Origin of the sequence: Anaerobacillus alkalilacustris, from assembly GCF_001866005.1 — a bacterium.
Classification (GTDB): domain Bacteria; phylum Bacillota; class Bacilli; order Bacillales; family Anaerobacillaceae; genus Anaerobacillus; species Anaerobacillus alkalilacustris.
Window position 1 is genome coordinate 31,669 of record NZ_MLQR01000014.1, and the last position, 21,212, is coordinate 52,880.

Here is a 21,212-nt window from a genome sequence, read left to right on the forward strand (position 1 = left end):
TTTCACTCTTTTTTGAAAAAGAGACTATATAAAAATATATAAATGAGGAGTGGGTCAAGAGATGAAAAAATACTTAACAAAACTAGGTGTCGCAGCAGGATTATCACTTACTTTACTAGCTACAGGTTGTGGAAGTGACACAACTAGCGGTGGAGACGGTTCAGTAGGAGATCAATTAAACTACACAATTACTGGAATTGATGCTGGTGCTGGAATCATGGCAGCAACAGAAGAAGCTATTGAAGCTTATGGATTAGAGGATTACACACTTCAAACTAGTTCCTCTGCAGCTATGACTGCGGCCTTAGCAGCTGCTTATGAAAATGAAGAGCCAATCGTAGTTACTGGTTGGACACCACATTGGAAGTTTGCTAAATATGATCTTAAATATTTAGAAGATCCAAAAGGGATTTTTGGTGAATCAGAAGTTATTCATACAATTGCACGCCTTGGACTTGATGAAGAACATCCATCTGCATTTGAAGTATTAGATAATTTCTACTGGGAACAAGATGATATGGGAGAAATTATGATTGCAGTAAATGAAGGCGCAGATCCTAAAGATGCAGCTAGTGATTGGGTAGCTAATAACCAAGAAAAAGTGTCAGAATGGACAAATGGTGTTGCGCCTGTCGATGGTGACAAACTAACTCTAGCATTTGTTGCATGGGATTCGGAAATTGCTTCTACTCACATGATCGGAAAAGTTTTAGAAGATATCGGTTATAACGTTGAATTATTATCACTTGAAGCTGCTGGTATGTGGACTGCTGTTGCAACTGGAAGTGCAGATGCTATTGTAGCTGCTTGGTTACCAGGTACACACGCTGCTTATTATGAAGACTTTAAAGAAGACTTCATTGATTTAGGAGTTAATCTAGAAGGTGCTGGAATTGGGTTAGTAGTACCTAGTTATATGGATATCGCTTCAATTGAAGATTTAAATAATTAATTCAAAAAAGGGACTGGGAACAGTCCCTTTTTTGAACTTTTTTCCTTTGTGATTAATAAATACATAATTTTTATGATATTCTAGTAACAAACCTAATTACTTATCGACTAATCATATGAAAAGAATAACCTTTAAAGGACGGTGGTAAAAATGAAGAAATGGATATCCATATTCGTAACATTTACATTATTGCTAGTAGTTTCTGCATGTGGACAAGGCGATGGTACCCTAAACGAAGAAGAAACTAACTTAGGTTCAGATGAAGAGCAATACGAAGAGCAAGAAGATGTAGTAGAAGAATCTGAACAGCTCGAAGAAGAAGCAATAGAAGAAAAAGAAAGAACTGATGCCCCTACTCCTGAAGAATCTACTAAAGACAAAACAAATGAAACGGAAAATTTAGATGCTCTTAACTTATACTTTGCTGACGCAGAATTAATGAGTATTTATCGTGTTAAAAGAGATGTAGAATATCCTAAAGATGAAGAAGGTATTCAAAAAGCCTTACAACTTTGGATTGCTGGACCAGTTGAAGAAGGATTACAAGGGCTTGTTCCTGAAAACGTAATAGTTCAGTCTGTAAATATAGACAACGATATTGTTTTTGTATCTTTCTCAGAAGAACTATTAAACGTAAACGTAGGATCTTCTGGAGAGTTATTTATTACCGAGCAAATCGCCATGGTAGTAGAACAGTTTGGGTATAAACAAGTATTTATTTTAATTAATGGTAGTGAGATAGATACACTTTCAGGCCATATAGATTTTAATGAACCATTTACAGCCCGATCTCCGAAAGATTTTGAGCTATATAACAAATAATTTTATGCTTAACTTTAATCAGCAGAAGCTTTGCCCTCGCTAATTGTAGTTTTACTTATTAGCCTTAAGCCCGGCACTTCCCCACTATACTAAGAGTTGAGGTGTCTGATCTAATTTCGCTTAATAGTGAGATGAAGGAATTAGGTGACTTTTACCAAAGTCGCCCTTTTTTATATAAGCAAGAGCAGTAAATTATTCTATACTAATTAAGTGCGTAAATTTCATAATTACCAAAACCGAGTTACACAAATCTATATCGTTACAAATAACCGACCACAACTAGATATAGCATCTTAGTGACGCGAATATTTACTTATGAAATACATTATGTTAGTAAGTGAACTCGTTTCAGCAACCTGAAACATCGGAAAATCCCACCTACGCCACGCTTAGAGGTGGGGGTCTTTTACCCTAGAAAAATTCAAATAAATTCTCTAGAGAAGGTGACGCTTATGTTAAAAAGTACAAACGAAACCGTTCTACATTGTTATCCAGGTTTAATTGCTGTAGTTACAGCCGAGTGGAATGGAACAAAAAATATCATGGCTGCTGGTTGGCATTCCTACATGTCTTACGCTCCGCCCATTTACGGTGTAGCAATAGCGGAAGAACGTTTTACACACCATTTAGTTAAAAACTCAGGAGAGTTCGCTATTCACTTTTTACCAGCTGAATTTGCTCACTATATTGAGGGTTCAGGTAAATTATCTGGGAAAGACGGAGATAAACTAGAAGCTTTAAATATCCCTTATAAAAAAGGGGAGACAGTAAACTCTCCTATTCTAACTGATGCTTATGTCGTTTATGAGTGTAAAGTTAAAGATATCCAAAAGTTTGGAGATCATGACTGGATTGTAGGAGAAATAACAAAATTCCATAAAGATGAAACTTGCTTTGACGGCTTTCTCCCTAACTGGGACAAGCTAGAAATCCCACTCTATATTGGTCAATCACAATACGTGATTGCAAATAAAGAAACGAAGAAGATAACTGTTGAATTGAATAAAAACGATTAATAAAGAGGCTGTTACTCAGCCTCTTTTTGTAATTTCATAAAAAAGCTAGCTTCATTTCCTCTCAATAATATTAGACAGGGATTTTTGAGGAAAGAGGTAAATGGCTATAATACATTAAACACACCTTTGAAAGCGCACGCTTTTCTTACTCAACATCAACTAACAACACTTTATACGTCATAGTTTTTCCCACTATATTTAACCAAACATATATGATTACCTAAGTAACATAATGATATTTTACATTATAATGTTTCATCATACTTGCTACATTTTTTTAATCTAGAAATTTTGTTAGATCACCTTACAACAAATCAATAATTTCGCGAAATACAATTTTAAATCTAGTGTTAATTTGTTACTATATTATATAGTAACAGTTTTTTTATTACTTAAGTGAGTGAATTTCATAATTACCTAAATGGAGCTACATAAGTCTAAATGTTGTTGGAAACGATCTTCATTCAACAACATTTAGTATCAGAGTAGCGAAAATAAACAATTATGAAATTCATTAAAGTATCAAACACAAAACTATGTATCATCTGTAACACTAAGGAGTTATCGTTATGGATCAAATAAATTTATTTCCATTATTTTTATCTTTAAGGGTTGCACTAACCGCAACTCTTTTCACAATTATTATTGGCTTACCTGTAGCCTATTATTTAAGTCGGGCAAAGGGGAAGTTTACTGATTTTATAGATACCGTGATAACTCTCCCAATTGTGCTTCCCCCAACAGTGTTGGGCTATTATTTACTAGTACTTTTAGGGAGGCAAAGTCCACTAGGAATTTTTCTTGAAGAACGTTTGAACATTATGATAGTGTTTACGCCTACTGGGGCTATTATTGCTGCAATGGTCGTTTCCATCCCTTTTTTAATTAAATCGGCGAAGGCAGCATTCGCTAATATTGACCCTAACATCATAAATGCAGCAAGAGTTTTAGGAAGGACAGAATTTAATATTTTCCTTACGATTATTATTCCGCTAGCATGGAGAGGAATTGTAGCAGGAATTACACTAAGTTTTGCACGAGCATTAGGAGATTTTGGGACAACTTTAATGGTCGCAGGAAGCATACCTAATAGAACTATGACAATGCCAATTGCTATTTATGATGCTCTTCTAGCTGGAAATCGCGATTTAGCGAATATACTTGTACTCATCATGACTATTGTTTCTCTTACTGTTCTTTACACGATTAACCGCCTTGAAAAACGAGTTTCGAAAGGGGGAATTCAATGATGTTAGAAGTGAAAATTAATAAGGCTTTCGGTAATTTTAATCTAAATGTCGACTTTCGTGTCGATAAAGGGATTATCGGTATCCTTGGACCTTCAGGTTGTGGCAAAAGCTTGACTCTTCAAGCAATAGCAGGACTACTAAAGCCTGATAAAGGAAAAATTTCCATTGGCGGTAGGGCCCTCTTTGATACTGAAAATAACATCAACGTACCGACACGCAAAAGAAAGGTAGGTTATGTGTTTCAAAACTATGCACTATTTCCTCACCTTACTGTGTTAGAAAATGTTAATTTCGGATTAGAGCACCTTTCCAAACAGGAAAAAAAGGAGAAAGTAGCTGCAATTATTAATACTGTTCAATTACAAGGACTAGAAAATCGCTTTCCAATTCAATTATCAGGAGGCCAGCAGCAACGAGTTGCATTAGCAAGAACGCTTGTCACAGAACCGGAAATACTTCTATTGGATGAACCCTTCTCAGCGCTAGATCAACACGTAAAAAAAAGATTGGAACTAGAGCTACTTGAAATCATTAAACAAAATTTCACAGGCGTTGTACTCTTTGTAACCCACAATATCGAAGAAGCCTACCGTCTTTGTGACTATATATGTTTATATGACAAAGGAACTAATATTCAATTCGGAGAAAAAAGCGAGGTATTACAACGCCCGATAAGTAAAGCGGGCGCCCAAATTGTAGGTTGTGAGAATATCTTTGAGATCGATCAGGTAGGAAAAAGCTCTATAGCCGTAAATGGCCTTAACCTTCAAGTAAATAGTGTTATTCAAACTAAAAAGAATTATGTTGGTATTCATAGTCATGACGCCATTTTCACTTCAAATAAATATGAAGATAATACGTATCAATATAAGCTCAATAGCATTGTAAAAAGTATCGACCGTTCGATAGTTTCTGTCTCTATTAATGAGCTAGATTTTAAAGTAAACGTGCCAAAGTCCCAAGTAAATAAGGTTTTAAACGAAAATTCATATCTGTATTTACCACCGGATAAATTATTTTTAATGAACTAGTTATGGAACAGCTTTATTTAAAAAACTCTCTTCTACCATTTACTAATAATTTTTTTGGTATCAGACTTATATTTGGTTATAATGAGGTTAGAAGTGAATCTGAAAAAGCGGTGATTAGAAATGTTAAACGATACAGGGGAAAGATTGATCCCCAATAATATGAAGCCTTTAAACGGCTTGTTATTAGAACACGTGGCAAGATATTATTTTTCGACCCCTTATGTAACTGGTCGTGTCCTTGATATTGCTTGCGGTTCTGGATACGGTGGACTTATGGTAGCCAAAGAACGGAAACATCAAATTGAAGAAATAATTGGTGTAGATATTGATAAAGATGCTCTCGAATATGCAAAAGGACAATATTATCATCCCCTATTAACCTTCAAACAAGGTGATGTTCTAGATCCTATGCTTCCTGAAAAGCTAGGTACCTTCGATACAATTTTAAGCTTTGAAACAATTGAACATGTCGACGACGACGAACTATTTATGAAGAATATGTACAACCTCCTTAAACCAGGCGGGAAGTTAATTATTTCTACTCCATTTGGAAAAGGTAGAGGAATCCCGTCCGGACAACCCTTCCATGCTCATCAACTAACAAAGGAAGAATTCCAAGGAGTATTTACGAAGTTTTCTAAAGTAGAAATTTATTATCAACGCGGAGTAACCATCGAACCACCTAGAGAAGGTGTGTATTATCCAATCGGGGTTGCGGTATGTGAGAAATAATGGATTTTTACTAAGGGAAATCTACACATTTCATAATGGGTGTATCTTAAGTACACCCATTTTATTTTTTTCTACAAGTTTCATTGTAAAATTAATTAAACGTTTAATTAATTTTTTGTACAACTGAGGGTTTATAATAAAGTATACCTTACATCAAGACACTGAAATTATTAAACTTTAAATTTCTTTACTTCAACTTGCAATTCTTGAGCTAGTCGTCTTAAACTATTAGCAGAAGTTTCGATCTCTACCATTGCTGCTAACTGTTGCTCACTACCTTTCATCACTGACTTGAAGCGATCGGAAGTTTCAACAGTAACCTCAGCCATATCTTCTACTGAAGCATTAACCTCCTCAGTGCTAGCTGACATTTCCTCTGCAACTGCTGTAACTTCTTGAATTTGTATAGAAACATTTTGTATCGACGTTACTATTTTTTCAAATATAGAACTTGTTTCTCCTACCACATTAATTCCTTTGTGAACCTCTATTGTACCACTATCCATTGTATAAACAGCAACTGCTGTGTCTGCCTGAATTTCACGAATAACAGACGAAACTTTTTCTGCAGATTTTCGAGATTCTTCAGCTAGTTTTCTAACTTCATCTGCAACTACTGCAAAACCTTTACCATGTTCTCCTGCTCTAGCCGCTTCAATTGCTGCATTTAATGCTAAAAGATTTGTTTGATCAGATATATCAGTGATCACACCTAAAATACTGCCAATTTCTTTTGAGCGCTCACCTAACCTACCAATGATCAATGTAGCGTCTTTAACCCCTTGACTAATCGAATACATTTGCTCAATAACTTTTCGTAATGAATGCTTGCCATTTTCCGCTTCTTGGGTTGCTTCTAAAGAGCTTTCTGAAACGATAGAAGAGGATTCAGCAATTCTTTGAATACCAACAGTCATTTCTTCCATAGCACGTGCACACTCCTTCGCACTATTTACGGTTAGTTCAGCCCCTTGAGATACTTCCTGAATTGTCGCTACAATCTGATTATTAGCTACTGTTGTTTGTTCAGAGCTAGAAGTGATTTCTTCCGATGCTGCCACAACATGATCTGACGTTTCAACTGTTTTTGAAAGGAGATTTCTTAAACTAGTAGCCATTTGATTAATAGAAGCCGTCAACCGACCAATCTCGTCTTTCGTACGAACTTCTATTTCTTTATTAGAAAGATCACCTTTCGCTACTTGTTCAACCCTTTCTACAACTACTTTAATTGGTGAAATAATTTTTTTCGCTACTACAAGAGCAACAACAAAAGTTAAAATAATACCAATGACGATAACAACAATATTATAAGTAACAGCCGTTCTCCCATGTTCTTCCATATCATTCCTGATTTCAATAATTTTTGTTTGTCCAAGTCCAGATAAGTTTCGATATCCTACAACAATTTCATCTGCTAACGGGTCGATGTAACGTTGAAAACTCTCAAGAGCGGTCTCTCGATCATTTTTTTCGTACACAACAAAAATCTCTTCTGTGATCATACGGTCCCAAGTATGACTCTCTTTCATTAACTCTTTGAGCTGGTAATTGTCATTTAACTTTAATATTTCCTCTTCGAGTACTTTGCTTTCCTCTCTTAGATTCATGTAGCGCTCTTTGTGAGTACTATTATTTAATAAAATATATCTATTGGCTGCATCAAGTCTTTGTTCTGTATTATACGCTAAGTCTTCACTTATCCTTAATATTTGTAAATATTCTTGAAGTGTTTGTTCTACTGTTGTATTAATTTTATATACATTGAATAAGTTATACGCCGACATCATCAATAACAATAGAAGAATCATTGAAAAACCACTAATAATTTTTCCACGTATACTTTTCATTCATTCCCTCCTTGCTCGCCACTACTAGCTTAGTCGGTAAACATAACCTACATACTAAAAATTAATCATATAGTAATAAACTAATACTGATTATCACAATTTCAAAGAAGCTTTGAAAAACTTCATCACCATAATTCATATCCAGCTTCTGTGAGGATTTTGTACCATTGTTCTCTTGTCATCTGTATACCACCTATTGAATTTAATGCTCGCTTAATACGCTCTCTATTTCCAGTACCTAATACAATTACTGGATCTGACGAATGTTTAAGAAGCCATTTATATATCACTTCGTCAATATTCTCTAGGTGATGTTCTTGCCTAATACTTTCTAATACATTCTTCATATTTTCTTCAAAGGCATTTTTAGGATTGAAAATTCTCCCCCCCGCTAATGGCGACCAAAACATCGGGTGAATTCCTTCCTTTAAGCAATGAGTCATTGTTCCATTTTTATAATTTTCGATTCCAAGAGGGTGGAGCATAAATTGATGGGTAACAAATTTTACATCTACATATTTTTGCAGTGTATCAAATTCCAATGGATTATGGTTCGATAAACCAAAGTATTTAACTTTTCCTTCATCCTTCAATTGTTTAAGGGTACCATTTAATTCTTTCGGGTTAACTAGTAAGTCATGCATATGAATAAGTAGCAAATCAATGTATTCACATTGGAGTTTTTCTAAAGAGTTATTTACCTGTTTGAATATGTAATCTCTATCCGTATTAAAATATCTCGTTTTTATATTTGGATTTTCATCATTAGGTACACATATCGAACATTTTGTAATAATCTCTATTTTTTCTCTTAACTCGGGCTTCATTTGGAGTACTTCTCCAAATAATGCTTCATTATGGTGATTGCCTCCATAAATATCAGCATGATCGAATGTGGTAATTCCTTGATCAATACACCATTCAACAAAGTCAGTCCTTTGCTGCAAATTCAATCCCCATTCATGCATTCTCATACATCCAATAACTATTTTTGAGATTGAAAAATTTCCATGCAAATATACTTTCAGAATAAATCCCTCCTAACAATGACCGTCGTCTACATTTACATACTGTAATCCTCTTATTCTAATTAACTAATTGTATGAATCTTCACATTCTTACTATAGATGCTCTGGGTTAAAAGTATATAATTTCCTCATCGAAAAGAGCGACCACTGGTGACATTTCATCTTTAAATATTCGTATCAAGTCTTTATTAACGACTTGTTGAAAAAACTACAATATCTCCTCAAGTGTTGGAATGGCAGAAATCGCGCCTACTTTAGTACAAACTAATGCACCAACTTTATTACTAAAGGAAATAATATTTTTGAGTTGTTCAAAATCATTTATAACCTTTTTAGGTTCTTCTTCTTTGGCTAATTGGTAAAGTGTAGCTCCTACAAACGCATCACCGGCCCCTGTAGAATCAATGGAAGTAACTGCAATACTAGGAATGACTTCATATATTTGTCCATTTGAGATAAAGGTCCCTTTTTTCCCTAATGTTACTGCTACAATTTTTGCTCCAAGTTGGTGAAGTACTTGAACACCTCTTACTAAGTCAGCAGCACCTGAGATTATTTTTAATTCTTCATCACTAACTTTAACAAAGTCAGCAAATGAAACTCCTTGTTTTACTAACTCAACAAAAGTCGTTTCTTTTTCTTTCCAAAGGTCAGACCTAAAATTAGGGTCAAAAGAAATAAATTTTCCTGCTTCTTTTGCTGATCTCATCGTATTTAAATACGTTGTTTGAAATGGGTCTTCTAATAGTGCTGTCGCTGAACCAAAATGTAAAATGCTAGCGTTGTTTATTTTTTCCTCATCTAGGTCACCTTCCGATAAAAAAGCATCCGCACCTCGATGAAAAACAAAATCTCTTTCTCCATTTTTCTTTAATGATACAAATGCTAATGTCGTTGGATTTTTATCATCTAAAACGAGCATCGATGTATCAACCTTTATTTCATCTAGAGTATTTTTTAAAAAATGACCAAATGGATCATTCCCCACTTTTCCACTAAACGTTGCATTTCCACCTAATTTCACAATCGTTGCACACACATTGGCCGGTGCCCCACCTGCCTGCTTTTCAAAGCTTTTACCTTCAACTAAGTCAATGTCCACTTCTTTACAGAAAAAATCAATTAATAATTCTCCAATACAAATGATGGATGAATTCATACTCATTTTATCTCTCAACCTTTCTTTACCTTAATTACAAATAAATAATGCATTTATGCCAATTTTCTAGACTAAATAACCGAAAAGCTCTAACCGTTCGATTAGAGCTTTTCAGATGATGAAATATTACTTATTCCAAATCGAGACTAGATCCGTAATTTTTAATTGAGTCACATTTGTATTTCCTTCAATTGAAAATAAAGTAAGATGTTCTGATACCTTACTCGGGAAGATTAAACTAGTAACAGCAACCTCACCATCATTGGCAAACACTTCAATCGATGAAGTATCGATAAATATTTGAAGTTTAAGCCGATTATTTTTCATCTTCAAAGGAGCTTCTTGAACTGCTGCAAAGGATTCTGAAAAACTATTATCTCCAGAATGCGTTCGATCAACGAATAATAGTTCCTTCTGGGTATCATATCTTACAACCGTCTTTTCTCCTTCAGAATTTTCAATAAAGAGACCAAAAGAAGTTGCGTTTTCTTTCTCAAATTCAACCGTAACTTCTGTTAAATCCCTGACGTTGTATGACATATTAGTTTCGGCAATAACTTGGTCTTTGTACACTTCTGTACCTTTACGAATAGAATTAATTTCCCCTACTGGTTTTTGAACCAAACGAACTCCCTCTTCACTGGAAGTTAACGATAACTCTCTCGGTAACGTCATTGAGCTACGCCACCCTTCTGTTGGCACCTGATTTGCATAACGCCAGTTACTCATCCAACCAATATAAATTCGTCTTCCATCTTGTACATCTGACCAGCTTACACCTGCATAATTATCGCGACCATGATCTAACCAAAGAACCGTTTCGTCTGAATTATCGTTGATAAAAGTAGTTCCATCAAAGTCACCAATAAAATATTGTGTTCTCGATCCTTCTTTCAATTGTGGATTATCGCCAATACTCAAAAGCATTACCCATTTTTGGTTATTTTCATCACCATCTACTGGTAATTTAAACAAATCAGGACATTCCCAAACTCCATCATGTGAACCAGCCTTTTGACCAAATTCACTTGCAAACTTCCAATCTTTTAAGTTAGGCGATGTATAAATTGTCACTGTTTGACAAGTAGCTAATACCATTACCCACTTATTAGTTTCACTATGCCAAAATACTTTCGGGTCGCGGTAATCCGTTATATTTACATCAGAAAGGACAGGGTTCCCCTCATACGTTACCCATGTTCTTCCATTGTCATTGCTGTATGCTAAGCTTTGTCGTTGGCGTGGTCTATCCGAATCTGGATAGTTATCAGCACTCGTGTAAATAGCGACTAACCCTGGCCCCTCATCAAAGAATCCAGATGTATTGTTCCAGTCTACAACCGCACTTCCAGAGAAAATAGCACCGTGTTCATCAGGGTATAACGCGATCGGAAGCTCTTCCCAATGAATTAAATCGCGACTCACCGCATGCCCCCAATGCATAGGTCCCCATGTAGTACCATGTGGATGGTATTGATAAAAGAGGTGATACTCATCATTAAAAAATACCATCCCGTTTGGATCATTCATCCACTTTTCTTCTGGTGAAAAATGAAATTGTAAGCGATGTTTTTCTTTATATTTAACAGACATTCGTTTCTCTCCTTTAAAAGCAAGGTGCCAGACACTACCCATACCTTTGACGAAATTCGACATATTCCGGGTGGTGACAGGCACCTTATTAATTTTTAATTTGTTGCACGATCATATCCGGCTTGTTTAATTTCTAACCATTCTTGTAGACCTAAACGATCTAGTTCCTTCAAGTAATCCACCCACTCTTCTTCCACTTTACCATTTGTGATCCATTCCGCTCTTTTTCTATTAAAATACGGGAATAAATCTGCCTCGATCGTGGCTAGTCGATCAAGTTCTGCTTGATCAAAGAATACTCTAGGATAAATATTATCAGCTTTCATGTGTGGAACCATAACCTCTTTCATTAAACCTAATCTCCAAGCTGCATCGTCTGGCTTTGTTGTCACAGTGCCATAATAGCTATCAAGAATTGCTAGAGCTCCACCAACAGATGTTTTTTCTCTCAATTCTACAGGTGCCGCACCATCTAACGGAAGGTGCCTTAACATCTGAGCGCTTTCATCCCACTCAAAGATATTTTGTAATTCTTGATCACCATACGTACCCCAGTTGTTTTGAACTGATTGATGGGGATCATAAAGTTCATCAATCCATTTTGCAGTTAACTCAAGGTTTTGGTTTGCGCTTGTAATAACGATTCTCGAACGGTCAAAGCCCATTCCATTCGTTCTTGTCACATTTTTATAACCATCCGGACCAAATAATGGTGGCATTAGGTCAAAATCGTCCCCCATACCTGTAATATTTCCTTTATCCCATGTGAAGTACATTCCGTAACGTCCTTCTTGTCCTTTGGCAACATAGGCTGGCCATTCATGTTCAAATGCTTCTATATCAATTAGATTTTCATTATACAACTCATTCATGAAATTGATTGCTTCGATATATCCTTCATCAGCTGCCGTTAATTTCACTTCACCATCATTCGTTACAACCGTACGATCCCAGTTATCACCTAGACCAAAAGAACCAAATAAGAAACCTGGATCTTGTCCACCATCATTAATAATAAATGACATTGGGATTGTTTGTCCGTTCCCTGCCGGATCATGATCGCGGAACGCAATTAATACTTCTTTTAATTCCTCAGTTGTTGTCGGCATTTCTAATCCTAATTCTTCAATCCAGGCCACATTAATCCAAGGGAAGTTATCTACAGAGTGAATACTCTCTCTCCCTTCTCCTAATTCTTCAATCCAAGGAAATGCATAAATATTCCCATCTGGAGCCGTCATCATCCCTCTATACTCTGGCGCTAATTCAAGCACTCTCTGTAAATTAGGCATGTAATTGTCAATTAAATCATTAAGAGGAATAATCGCTTCATCTTTTGCTAAGTTTAATAACTCAAAGTCACTAAAAGCTGCGTTTTTGATTACATCTGGCATTTCACCCGTAGCCATTGCTAAATTTCTTCTTTCACCAAATGTTGCTCCTGTAAAGTTTCTCCATTCAATATGAACACCTGTTTTTTCTTCTAAACGTTGATAAATCAATTTATCATTAGGATCTTCAGGTGCTAACGGTGAACTCGAAGTCATAATTTTTAACGATACTTTTTCTTCTAATGGAAATGAAATTTCCGATAAACCATAATCTTCAGACCACGTTTTTGCTGTGTTTCCACCACCACAACCAACAAGGAGTGATGCACCAACTACTAAAGTTGATAATGTTTTTACAATCTTTTTCATAACAAACCCTCACTTTTCTTTTTTTATTTTAATGACCCCACCATAACTCCTTTTTCAAAATACTTTTGGAAGAATGGGTACATTATTAACAGTGGTAAACTTGCAACAACAATCGAAGAATACTTAATCATTTCAGCAATTCTCTGCATCTCAGCCCTTGCAAGTTGATCAGCAATCATTCCTGGTTGGACTTCGTTTTGAATTAGAATTTCACGTAAAACTAGCTGCAACGGATAAAGAGATCGGTCATCTAGATAAATCATCGCTTGGAAATATGCATTCCATTGTCCAATAAAAGCAAATAGTGCGAGAACAAAGATAATTGGTTTTGCTAGAGGTAAGATAATCTTAATGAATATCTGAAAGTCCGTTGCACCATCAATTCTTGCAGCTTCTTTCAATTCATTTGGTATTCCTTTAAAAAAAGTCCTGGCTAATATAAGATTCCAAACACCTACAGCTCCAGGTAAAATAATCGCCCAAGGTGTATTTAGTAAGCCTAAAGACCTTACAACTAAATAGGTTGGAATCATTCCTCCGTTGAAAAACATCGCAATCAGAAAGAAAATCGTAAAAAACTTTTTCCCGACTAAGTCATCAACCGATAACGAATATCCCGCAAGAACAGTAAAGGTAATCGCCACAAGGGTAAATCCAGTAGCGTACATGATTGAATTAAAGAACCCCCTTACAATAGACCCATCTTGAAATATTCGTACATAACCATCGATCGTCCAATGTGCCGGGTCGAATGAAATTCCTCTCGTAATCAAAATATTTGGTTGTAAAAAAGAACCAAGTAATACATATAAAAGAGGAATAGTGACAATAACTACAATCAAACTCAACAGAATTTTATTTACGAAAAGGATAAGTCGATCTGTTTTTGAGTTATTGATTAAGTGATTTTTTTTCGAGTTTATCATTCTACTTTTCCTCCTTTCTAATAAAGAGATTCACCTTTAAGTTTTTTTACAACTTGATTAGCAGTTGCTAATAAGATCAAGCCGATAACCGTGTTAAATAATCCAACTGCTGCACCAAATGACCAGTCACCCGCTAGTAAGCCTCTTTTGTAAACATACGTATCAATTACTTCTGAAGCAGGTAAGTTCATAGATGTTTGAAGTAAATAAGCTTTTTCGAAACCAACCCCCATGATGCCACCAACTGCAAGAATAAAGAGTACAGCCATCACGGGTTTCAGCACTTGAATGTCAATATGCCAAATTCTTTGTAACAGTGACGCTCCGTCAATTGTGGCTGCATCATGTAGCTGTGGATCACTGTTTGAAAGAGCAGCAACATATACAATCGATGCAAACCCAGCACCTTGCCAGATACCAGACGCTATAAAGATTGTTCTAAAATAGCTTGGTTCAGACATAAACGATATTGGTTGATTAAAAAATACACTTAACAATGAATTTATCGGCCCTGCTGGTGATAGAAATATAAATAACATCCCTCCAATTACAACCGTCGAAATGAAATTTGGTGCATAAATAATTAATTGAATGTTCTTTTTTATACCTGCTCTTCTCACCTGGTTTAACATAAGAGCTAATATCACTGGAACAGGAAAACCAATAAGAAGTCCATAAATACTAAGCTTGATCGTATTCATAAAAATTTGAAAGAAATTAGGCGAAGTTAAAAAGTTTGTAAAGTGGGTAAGCCCAACCCACTCGCTTCCAAAAATCCCCTTCGTTACACTGAAGTTTTGAAAGGCAATCAGTACTCCATACATCGGTATATAATTAAAGATAAAAACCGAGAGCACGGCAGGAGCTAAAAATAAATATAAAACATAATTTTTCCTAATATAGCTTAAACGGCCTTGCTTCTTTTTTGAAAAGTTAGTCATCTGAGCTGAAGCATCAGCTGTCTTGGCCACTGACACGAAGTCTTGAGCCATACATATCCCTCCTTAAGGCAATAATTTTATTTATTTAATCATTGTTGAAATGATCTAACCCTCCAATCAATTACTTTTTTCTTCACACCAAGAATATGAGCGAATAATTTCGAAAGCGATGTAATTACTTAGAAACTAACAAGGTAGCGCTTTCTTATTTTTAATATAACAAAATAGTTTAAGAGACTATTTCAATATTTTTGGGTTATACATTCTAATATTTTCGGGAGTTGCAATCGGTTACATTTTTCTTCTTAATTAAATATACTTATCCATTAATGTGTGGCGAGTAATCAAAGTAAGAAAAATAATCGTACAAATAAAAAAATTCTCTAGTAGATAGCTAGAGAATTTTTTTATTTGTACGATTTAACTAATTGACCAAGCTTTTTCTAGGGAAAGAAAAGGATGCTATTTTCACCATAACTAAACCAATTAAGCTCATACCAAAAATAAAAATTAAAGCTGGGATTTTCAAATACAAAAATAATACAATTGCCAACATAAAAATCAATAAAATTGTATGAAAAGGTTTTGCGACCGCAAGAATTAACGCATGTTTTGGATATTGCATAAATTTTAGATCAAAATGAACAAATATAGGGAAAATATAAAGTAAGGTGAGTAAATATGCAAAAGCGACGACAACCGTAATGCTCGCCAATGCTAAACGAAAAATGCTATTGTCTAATTGTTGTAGTACTTTTAAATCAAGGTATAAAATGAGGCCAAAAATGAATACAAAGTAGCCAACAAGATTTGACATAACGAATTCAGATTTAAATTTATTCCAAAAAAGCTTCAAGATAGGTGCATCCTCATCATCCATTACTAGCTGCCTTAAAACAGCAAATAATGCTGCAGTAGCCGGGAAAAAACCTACGATAAAAAGCCCCAAGAAAGAAAATAAAAACCATAGAAGGTTTAATAGTACTAAATTAAATGCCCAATTGCCTAGGCGAATGTACCATTGAGACCCAAACATGTTTATGCACCTCCATAGTATTAAATTCAAAATTCACTGTCTCATTAATTACTTTAACAAAACGGCTAGAAATATGATTTTAATATTTTTGGTTGGGAACATTTAAAATATTCGGGACTTGAAATCGGTTACGTCACAAAACTTACCCATCAAAAATTTTATACTAATTTAATAACAAAAACGAGATAGCTTGTTTAAAAAGACACAAAACCCACTAATTATAAACTAGTGGGTTACCATTTTTTATGGGACTATGGATGCTGATGACTCTAATAATTCTTCTATGCCTCTATCAATTCTTTCTACCGCTTTCACCGCTGCGGCCTCTACATCCTTGCCGTCCATTCCAACATCTTCAAAAAGTAATTTAATTGAATGACTAACTACTGAATATGCTGGCGTCACCGGTCGGTTTTTTGAGTATTTTTGTCCTTGTTGAACAAAAATATTTTTAGGATACTCATTAAGCTCAGCTATATCATTAGCTACTGAGTATCTCGCAGGAATTTCACCTGTAATTTCTACAAATTTTTTTATTCCCTCATAACTAGTCATAAACTTAATGAATTCCCAAGCTTCATCAGGATAATTAGTCCTTGATGAAATGCCAAGTGCCCATCCACCATTTGGTGCAACTTGATATTTCCCCTTTGGCAATGGGGCAATCCCAAAATCTTCTCCTAGCGTAAAATTTGTATAACCTTCTAATTCTGATAAATGCCAGGAACCTAATATCGTCATAGCAAGTTTACCCGTTTCAAAAGCTCCTGATGGTAACTCAACCGTAGCAACTTGATGTTTATGATAGAGATCTTGATAAAATTGTAATGCTTCCAATGCTTCGTCCGAATTTAAATATCTATCTGCCGTTGTACCATCTGGACTTAGAGCTTCTGCTCCAAACTGCCAAAGGATAGGTAATTTAAAATAAGCTGGCCCTTCTCCTTCGCTAAATCCTTGGGCTGGGTCAATCCCATACACACCCTTTTCTATATTGGTAATTTGCAAAGCAATATCTAACACTTCATCCCATGTCAATGGGTTGTCTGGATCAGCTGATGGAAATGGAATTCCTGCTTCTTTAAATAAATATCTATTATAAAATAATGCAATACTAGGTTCAGTAATAGGCGCTAGAAAGAATTCGCCCTCAAAGGTTAATCCTTTTAAGGTAGGCTGAGATATATCATCAATATTACCTTCCTCTTTCATATATTGATCAATTGATAATAGTGCCCCTGAATTTGCATACAAAGCGAGGGTAGGGCTATCAATTGTCATAATATCAGGATAGTTTCCAGCAGCCAATTCTGTACGTAATCTTAACTCATATTCGTTTGCCCAATTCATCGTTTGCATATTGATTACGATTTTCGGATGAGCAGCTTCAAAATCCGCAACTAGTTCTTCATACGCTTTATTAAATGCTTCATTTCCAGAATTTCGCCAAAATGTTAGCTCAATTTGATCTATAGTATTCTTATCATCTACTATTTCTTCTGAGTCTGTAAAAAACATTTTACCAAAGGCGAAAGCAAACACTGCTAAACAAAATACAAGTGCAAAAATAAGGACAATTAACCATTTCTTCATTTGTATTCCCTTCTTTCAAAGTGTCATTTGACCACTACTTAAACTGCTTCTACTACTCTATAGAGTTCCGATATTCAACAGGTGTTTGCCCAAAATGCTTTTTAAATACTGTACTAAAATACCCTGAATTAGAAAATCCAACTAAGTTCGCAACATCTATAATTTTAAGGTGTTTATCTTTAAGGAACTGTTTTGCTTTTTCCATTCGCAAGTTAACGAGATAATCACTAAAATTTTGTCCTACATGATTTTTAAAGGTTTCAGATAAATAAGCACTATTTATATGAAATAATTCAGATAATAAAGAAAGTGAAATTTCACTACCATAATGCTCGTCCAAATAATGGCGGATACTATCCATTAATACCTTTCCGCTAGAAAAACGGGTCATACGTACTTTTTCAATAATTAGCTGCGCTAACTGTACGAGGTATTTGATAACTTTACTTTGGGAACATAGCTCCCAAATACTCTGTTGGCAATTCCAAATCGTTTTTTGGATGTCATTCGTTTCTATATCATATTTTTTGGCTAATGAACCCAATAGAAATAGGACTCGATTCGCAACAAATGAAAAAGACAAAACTGATTGATTATCCCCCTCGCCCAATACAGTGTTGAGACTTTCCTTAAACATCTTGAAATCGACATTTTCGATTGAATTCGTCAACCTTCTTTCAAAATCTGGAGAAAAGTTAAACCCTTCTTCTCTAGTCACTGCCTGATCAATAACCTGCGAGTGCGAACCTAATTGACTTTGACTCCAAGAAAGTAAGCTTGAAATATAACCCGTTCGAAACTCTATTAGTCCATTAACAATAGATCCAATACCTATGACTGTCTCTAAACTAAAGAATCTTTTCGCATTTTGTTGAACTTTCTTAACTAAGTTAGAAATATCATTTTCTAAATCTAAATCGATAAGTTGTACGAAATGAACCATATTTGCATAACTTGGGTTATAAAAGGAGTAAGTCCCTCGATGTTCTTTTGCAATTTCCCTACAAAACATCTGAAAAGGTTGCCACAGTTCCTTTAACCTATTTGGGTTATTATTGTCTTCTCGAATTTCCACTGTTAAGAACTGAACTTTAACATTTTCATTAGCAAAATTATCTAAATGAAGTTGACGTAGTCTATCTTTAACCAAATTCAACTGTAATAATTCATCCTTTACTAAATGCAACAAATATTGTTCTTGAACTTCCTGTAGGTGGGAATAAACAAACTGACTCATTTTAGCTAATTCACCTTGTTTCCTCCTTTCATCCTCAATTTCTTTACGAATTCTTCTTAATGCATCATTTAATTCATCGGGTGCAACCGGCTTTAACAAATAGTCTCTAACACCTTCCTTCATGGAACTTCGTACATAATCAAAATCAGAATAACCAGATAAAACAATTACTTTTATAGTTGGAAAGTCTTGGTGACATCGCTTTGCAAATTCAACACCATCCATAATTGGCATTCTCATATCTGTAATGACTACATCTACTTTAATATTTTGAAGTAGTTCAAGTACTTCTTGACCATTTGAAGCCTCATCAACAATTTGGAATCCCTCTTCTTTCCAGTCCACTTTCATACGGAGACCTTTACGGACTTGAATTTCGTCATCGGCAAGAATAACCTTCAACATCGTATATCACCTCTCTTAAATTTTATACATAATGAAATCTTTGTACCAATACCCTTTTCCGAATCGATTTGGTACGAAAAGTCATGACCGTAAAAAAGCTTTAACCGCCCAAGCACATTCCTTAATCCAATACTATTTCCTTTACTTTTTAATACTTCAGTGGTTTCTTCCTTTAATAAATCTAAAATAATTTCTTTAGATATTCCTACGCCTTTGTCTTCTACAACAATAAATACCTGATCTCTAATTTTTTCGGTTTTAATCTTAATTTCTGCGTATTTCTTCTCTATAAAACTATATTTAACAGCATTTTCTACAAGTGGTTGTAAAATGAATTTTACAATTGGAAGTGCTTTAGTTTCATGATCTTCTTCAATAGTAATAGAAATCATATCTTCGTGCCTTAACTTTAAAATATCTGTGTAACTCTTAATATAATCTAATTCTTCTCCTAGTTTTACAACGTCATTTTTTGTATTTAAGGAATATCTCATCATTCTACCTAAATAAATACTTACATTCATTACTTCTTTATTTTTTCCTTGAGCAGCTAGTCCACCAATGATTTCTAGAGTATTATTCAAAAAGTGAGGATTGATTTGCAATAGTAAAGCTTTGTACTCAGCATCTTTTCGACGTAGATTTGCTTCATATTGTGTTTCAATTAAATTCCTTAACTTTTCAATGGTATGATCGAATACTTTTATTAAATAACCAACTTCAGTGTTATGAGATTTGATGGTTGGCATAAATTTACTTGCACCCGAAAAGTCTCCACGTTCAATAAATTTCATAGCTTTTGCAAGTTTACCTAATGGACTTGTAATATTTGAAGAAAGCAAATATGATGCAACAATTGTTAGCATAAAAACGATTATACTTATTAGGAGTAAATTCCGTTGCAAATAATAAACTTTCGAAAATAAGTCAGAATCCGTTACCGCAGTCATTAAAATCCAATTACCTACTGGTAACTTTTGAAAAAAAACAAAATAATTCTCTCCAGCTTCATTAATTTCTACTAAACCCTTTTGATAATGTCCACTTGTTATGTAAGACAAACTTTTCTCTAACACCTTTTCAGGAGTCTCAATCGCCCCTGACAAAACGTTTGTTCCGTGTTGATCTATCAAAAAAGCACGTCCGTTTTGGCCAATTTTAATATTACTTAACGCCTTTTCTAGCAAAGTTGACGGGAAATTAACTTTAATCACTCCACTTGGAACTAATGTATTTGTATCAAAGAGAGGTAAGATATAACTATTTATTTCACCCTGATACGGCTGAAAAGGATCTACGTGTGAGTTTACGAACTGCTGTTCATTTTCAACAAAGTCTGTAAACCATTCAATCTCTTGAATAGTTGGATTATTTCCCCAAACGCCTGTACCATCATTCAGAAACACAGAAATAGACATTGCATATGAATTATTCAGCATCATTGAGGATAAGAGCATTCTCAGTTGATTTTTCGTTAATAAAGTCTCCTCTAACGTACGAACGTTGCCTTTTTCTAACTCTAACCAACGCTGAGTAGTTGGATTAACTAATACTTGTTTTCCTAGATCTTGTGCTTGAGTAGTAATTGAATCAACATAAAGTGAATATTGATCCATCATCTCTATCGTTAAATCTTGAGTCTGTTCTTTAATAATGGATGTAAACCAACTTGGAATAATGATAGATAAAATAATGAACGGGACTGTTAGTAATAATGTAAAAATTAAAAATAAACGATTTCGTAATGAAAAAAGCATTTAACACCTCCAGTTAAGAAAAGTGCAAGCGTCGTAGCTCTATACGTATTAAGCCAGGCCGAGTCGAGTGAGATTTAGGAGAGTGGAAAAACGTTAGTCTTTCGTTCTCGACTTATCGTAGACGAGGTAAAGGAGTTTTCATGTCGATAGGGCGCTAGATCTAGACATCATTCCAAGTTTTATA

The 21,212-nt window shown here is 34.9% G+C and carries 17 protein-coding genes; 6 read left to right on the forward strand and 11 right to left on the reverse strand.

All coding sequences use genetic code 11. The annotated features are described in order from the left end of the window. The first annotated feature begins 61 nt into the window (after nt 1-61). The 6 genes from BKP37_RS06745 (at nt 62) to BKP37_RS06770 (ending at nt 5,803) form a co-directional block, all read left to right on the forward strand. The gene (locus tag BKP37_RS06745) at nt 62-952 is read left to right on the forward strand and encodes a glycine betaine ABC transporter substrate-binding protein (RefSeq protein ID WP_071308863.1); all 891 of its coding nucleotides are present in this window, start codon (nt 62-64) and stop codon (nt 950-952) included. Between the two features lie 150 nt (nt 953-1,102). Then, nucleotides 1,103-1,774, forward strand: a complete 672-nt coding sequence (locus BKP37_RS06750; RefSeq protein ID WP_071308864.1) for a GerMN domain-containing protein — start codon at nt 1,103-1,105, stop codon at nt 1,772-1,774. 452 nt (nt 1,775-2,226) lie between these two features. Then, on the forward strand, nt 2,227-2,790 hold the full coding sequence (locus tag BKP37_RS06755) for a flavin reductase family protein (protein WP_071308865.1): 564 nt from the start codon (nt 2,227-2,229) through the stop codon (nt 2,788-2,790). A gap of 569 nt (nt 2,791-3,359) precedes the next feature. Further along, nucleotides 3,360-4,040, forward strand: coding sequence for a molybdate ABC transporter permease subunit (gene modB, locus BKP37_RS06760; RefSeq protein ID WP_071308866.1), 681 nt, complete (start codon nt 3,360-3,362; stop codon nt 4,038-4,040). Beyond that, nucleotides 4,037-5,071: a sulfate/molybdate ABC transporter ATP-binding protein gene (locus BKP37_RS06765; RefSeq protein ID WP_071308867.1), complete on the forward strand. Its 1,035-nt coding sequence runs from the start codon at nt 4,037-4,039 to the stop codon at nt 5,069-5,071. Before modB ends, BKP37_RS06765 begins: the two co-directional genes overlap by 4 nt. A 120-nt stretch (nt 5,072-5,191) precedes the next feature. Next, on the forward strand, nt 5,192-5,803 hold the full coding sequence (locus tag BKP37_RS06770; RefSeq protein ID WP_071308868.1) for a class I SAM-dependent methyltransferase: 612 nt from the start codon (nt 5,192-5,194) through the stop codon (nt 5,801-5,803). Nucleotides 5,804-5,973: 170 nt separating this feature from the next. Here the strand turns inward: BKP37_RS06770 and BKP37_RS06775 are convergent, their stop codons facing one another. The 11 genes from BKP37_RS06775 to BKP37_RS06825 form a co-directional block, all read right to left on the reverse strand. Continuing rightward, complete coding sequence (locus BKP37_RS06775; RefSeq protein ID WP_071308869.1) at nt 5,974-7,653, reverse strand: methyl-accepting chemotaxis protein; 1,680 nt, start codon at nt 7,651-7,653, stop codon at nt 5,974-5,976. A gap of 125 nt (nt 7,654-7,778) precedes the next feature. Beyond that, on the reverse strand, nt 7,779-8,669 hold the full coding sequence (locus tag BKP37_RS06780) for an aldo/keto reductase (RefSeq protein ID WP_084034575.1): 891 nt from the start codon (nt 8,667-8,669) through the stop codon (nt 7,779-7,781). Nucleotides 8,670-8,889: 220 nt separating this feature from the next. Next, nucleotides 8,890-9,846 (reverse strand): carbohydrate kinase family protein, encoded by a 957-nt coding sequence (locus BKP37_RS06785; protein WP_425424977.1) that lies wholly within the window; start codon nt 9,844-9,846, stop codon nt 8,890-8,892. 120 nt (nt 9,847-9,966) lie between these two features. Next, complete coding sequence (locus BKP37_RS06790) at nt 9,967-11,433, reverse strand: glycoside hydrolase family 32 protein (protein ID WP_071308871.1); 1,467 nt, start codon at nt 11,431-11,433, stop codon at nt 9,967-9,969. Between the two features lie 95 nt (nt 11,434-11,528). Further along, the gene (locus BKP37_RS06795) at nt 11,529-13,133 is read right to left on the reverse strand and encodes a type 2 periplasmic-binding domain-containing protein (protein WP_071308872.1); all 1,605 of its coding nucleotides are present in this window, start codon (nt 13,131-13,133) and stop codon (nt 11,529-11,531) included. Nucleotides 13,134-13,156: 23 nt separating this feature from the next. After that, nucleotides 13,157-14,059 (reverse strand): carbohydrate ABC transporter permease, encoded by a 903-nt coding sequence (locus BKP37_RS06800; RefSeq protein ID WP_071308873.1) that lies wholly within the window; start codon nt 14,057-14,059, stop codon nt 13,157-13,159. A gap of 17 nt (nt 14,060-14,076) precedes the next feature. Continuing rightward, nucleotides 14,077-15,000 (reverse strand): ABC transporter permease, encoded by a 924-nt coding sequence (locus tag BKP37_RS06805; RefSeq protein WP_139193081.1) that lies wholly within the window; start codon nt 14,998-15,000, stop codon nt 14,077-14,079. Between the two features lie 424 nt (nt 15,001-15,424). Continuing rightward, entirely contained in the window at nt 15,425-16,036 is a 612-nt protein-coding gene (locus BKP37_RS06810) for a YesL family protein (protein WP_071308874.1), read from the reverse strand. Nucleotides 16,037-16,279: 243 nt separating this feature from the next. Beyond that, complete coding sequence (locus BKP37_RS06815) at nt 16,280-17,629, reverse strand: ABC transporter substrate-binding protein (protein WP_071308875.1); 1,350 nt, start codon at nt 17,627-17,629, stop codon at nt 16,280-16,282. A 52-nt stretch (nt 17,630-17,681) separates the two neighbouring features. Further along, entirely contained in the window at nt 17,682-19,271 is a 1,590-nt protein-coding gene (locus BKP37_RS06820; RefSeq protein WP_245712457.1) for a response regulator transcription factor, read from the reverse strand. Continuing rightward, a complete protein-coding gene (locus tag BKP37_RS06825; protein ID WP_071308876.1) occupies nt 19,265-21,028 on the reverse strand; it encodes a sensor histidine kinase in 1,764 nt (587 codons plus the stop codon). The genes BKP37_RS06820 and BKP37_RS06825 overlap by 7 nt, the downstream gene beginning before the upstream one ends. Nucleotides 21,029-21,212 lie beyond the last annotated feature (184 nt).

What these genes read in the sequence shown, in the direction of transcription:
- BKP37_RS06775 (WP_071308869.1), bottom strand. Translation starts at nt 7,653, where the DNA reads ATGAAAAGTATACGTGGAAAAATTATTAGTGGTTTTTCAATGATTCTT.
- BKP37_RS06765 (WP_071308867.1), top strand. Translation starts at nt 4,037, where the DNA reads ATGATGTTAGAAGTGAAAATTAATAAGGCTTTCGGTAATTTTAATCTA.
- BKP37_RS06825 (WP_071308876.1), bottom strand. Translation starts at nt 21,028, where the DNA reads ATGCTTTTTTCATTACGAAATCGTTTATTTTTAATTTTTACATTATTA.
- modB (WP_071308866.1), top strand. Translation starts at nt 3,360, where the DNA reads ATGGATCAAATAAATTTATTTCCATTATTTTTATCTTTAAGGGTTGCA.
- BKP37_RS06785 (WP_425424977.1), bottom strand. Translation starts at nt 9,846, where the DNA reads ATGAGTATGAATTCATCCATCATTTGTATTGGAGAATTATTAATTGAT.
- BKP37_RS06795 (WP_071308872.1), bottom strand. Translation starts at nt 13,133, where the DNA reads ATGAAAAAGATTGTAAAAACATTATCAACTTTAGTAGTTGGTGCATCA.
- BKP37_RS06800 (WP_071308873.1), bottom strand. Translation starts at nt 14,059, where the DNA reads ATGATAAACTCGAAAAAAAATCACTTAATCAATAACTCAAAAACAGAT.
- BKP37_RS06790 (WP_071308871.1), bottom strand. Translation starts at nt 11,433, where the DNA reads ATGTCTGTTAAATATAAAGAAAAACATCGCTTACAATTTCATTTTTCA.
- BKP37_RS06805 (WP_139193081.1), bottom strand. Translation starts at nt 15,000, where the DNA reads ATGACTAACTTTTCAAAAAAGAAGCAAGGCCGTTTAAGCTATATTAGG.
- BKP37_RS06755 (WP_071308865.1), top strand. Translation starts at nt 2,227, where the DNA reads ATGTTAAAAAGTACAAACGAAACCGTTCTACATTGTTATCCAGGTTTA.
- BKP37_RS06750 (WP_071308864.1), top strand. Translation starts at nt 1,103, where the DNA reads ATGAAGAAATGGATATCCATATTCGTAACATTTACATTATTGCTAGTA.
- BKP37_RS06820 (WP_245712457.1), bottom strand. Translation starts at nt 19,271, where the DNA reads ATGTTGAAGGTTATTCTTGCCGATGACGAAATTCAAGTCCGTAAAGGT.
- BKP37_RS06810 (WP_071308874.1), bottom strand. Translation starts at nt 16,036, where the DNA reads ATGTTTGGGTCTCAATGGTACATTCGCCTAGGCAATTGGGCATTTAAT.
- BKP37_RS06815 (WP_071308875.1), bottom strand. Translation starts at nt 17,629, where the DNA reads ATGAAGAAATGGTTAATTGTCCTTATTTTTGCACTTGTATTTTGTTTA.
- BKP37_RS06745 (WP_071308863.1), top strand. Translation starts at nt 62, where the DNA reads ATGAAAAAATACTTAACAAAACTAGGTGTCGCAGCAGGATTATCACTT.
- BKP37_RS06770 (WP_071308868.1), top strand. Translation starts at nt 5,192, where the DNA reads ATGTTAAACGATACAGGGGAAAGATTGATCCCCAATAATATGAAGCCT.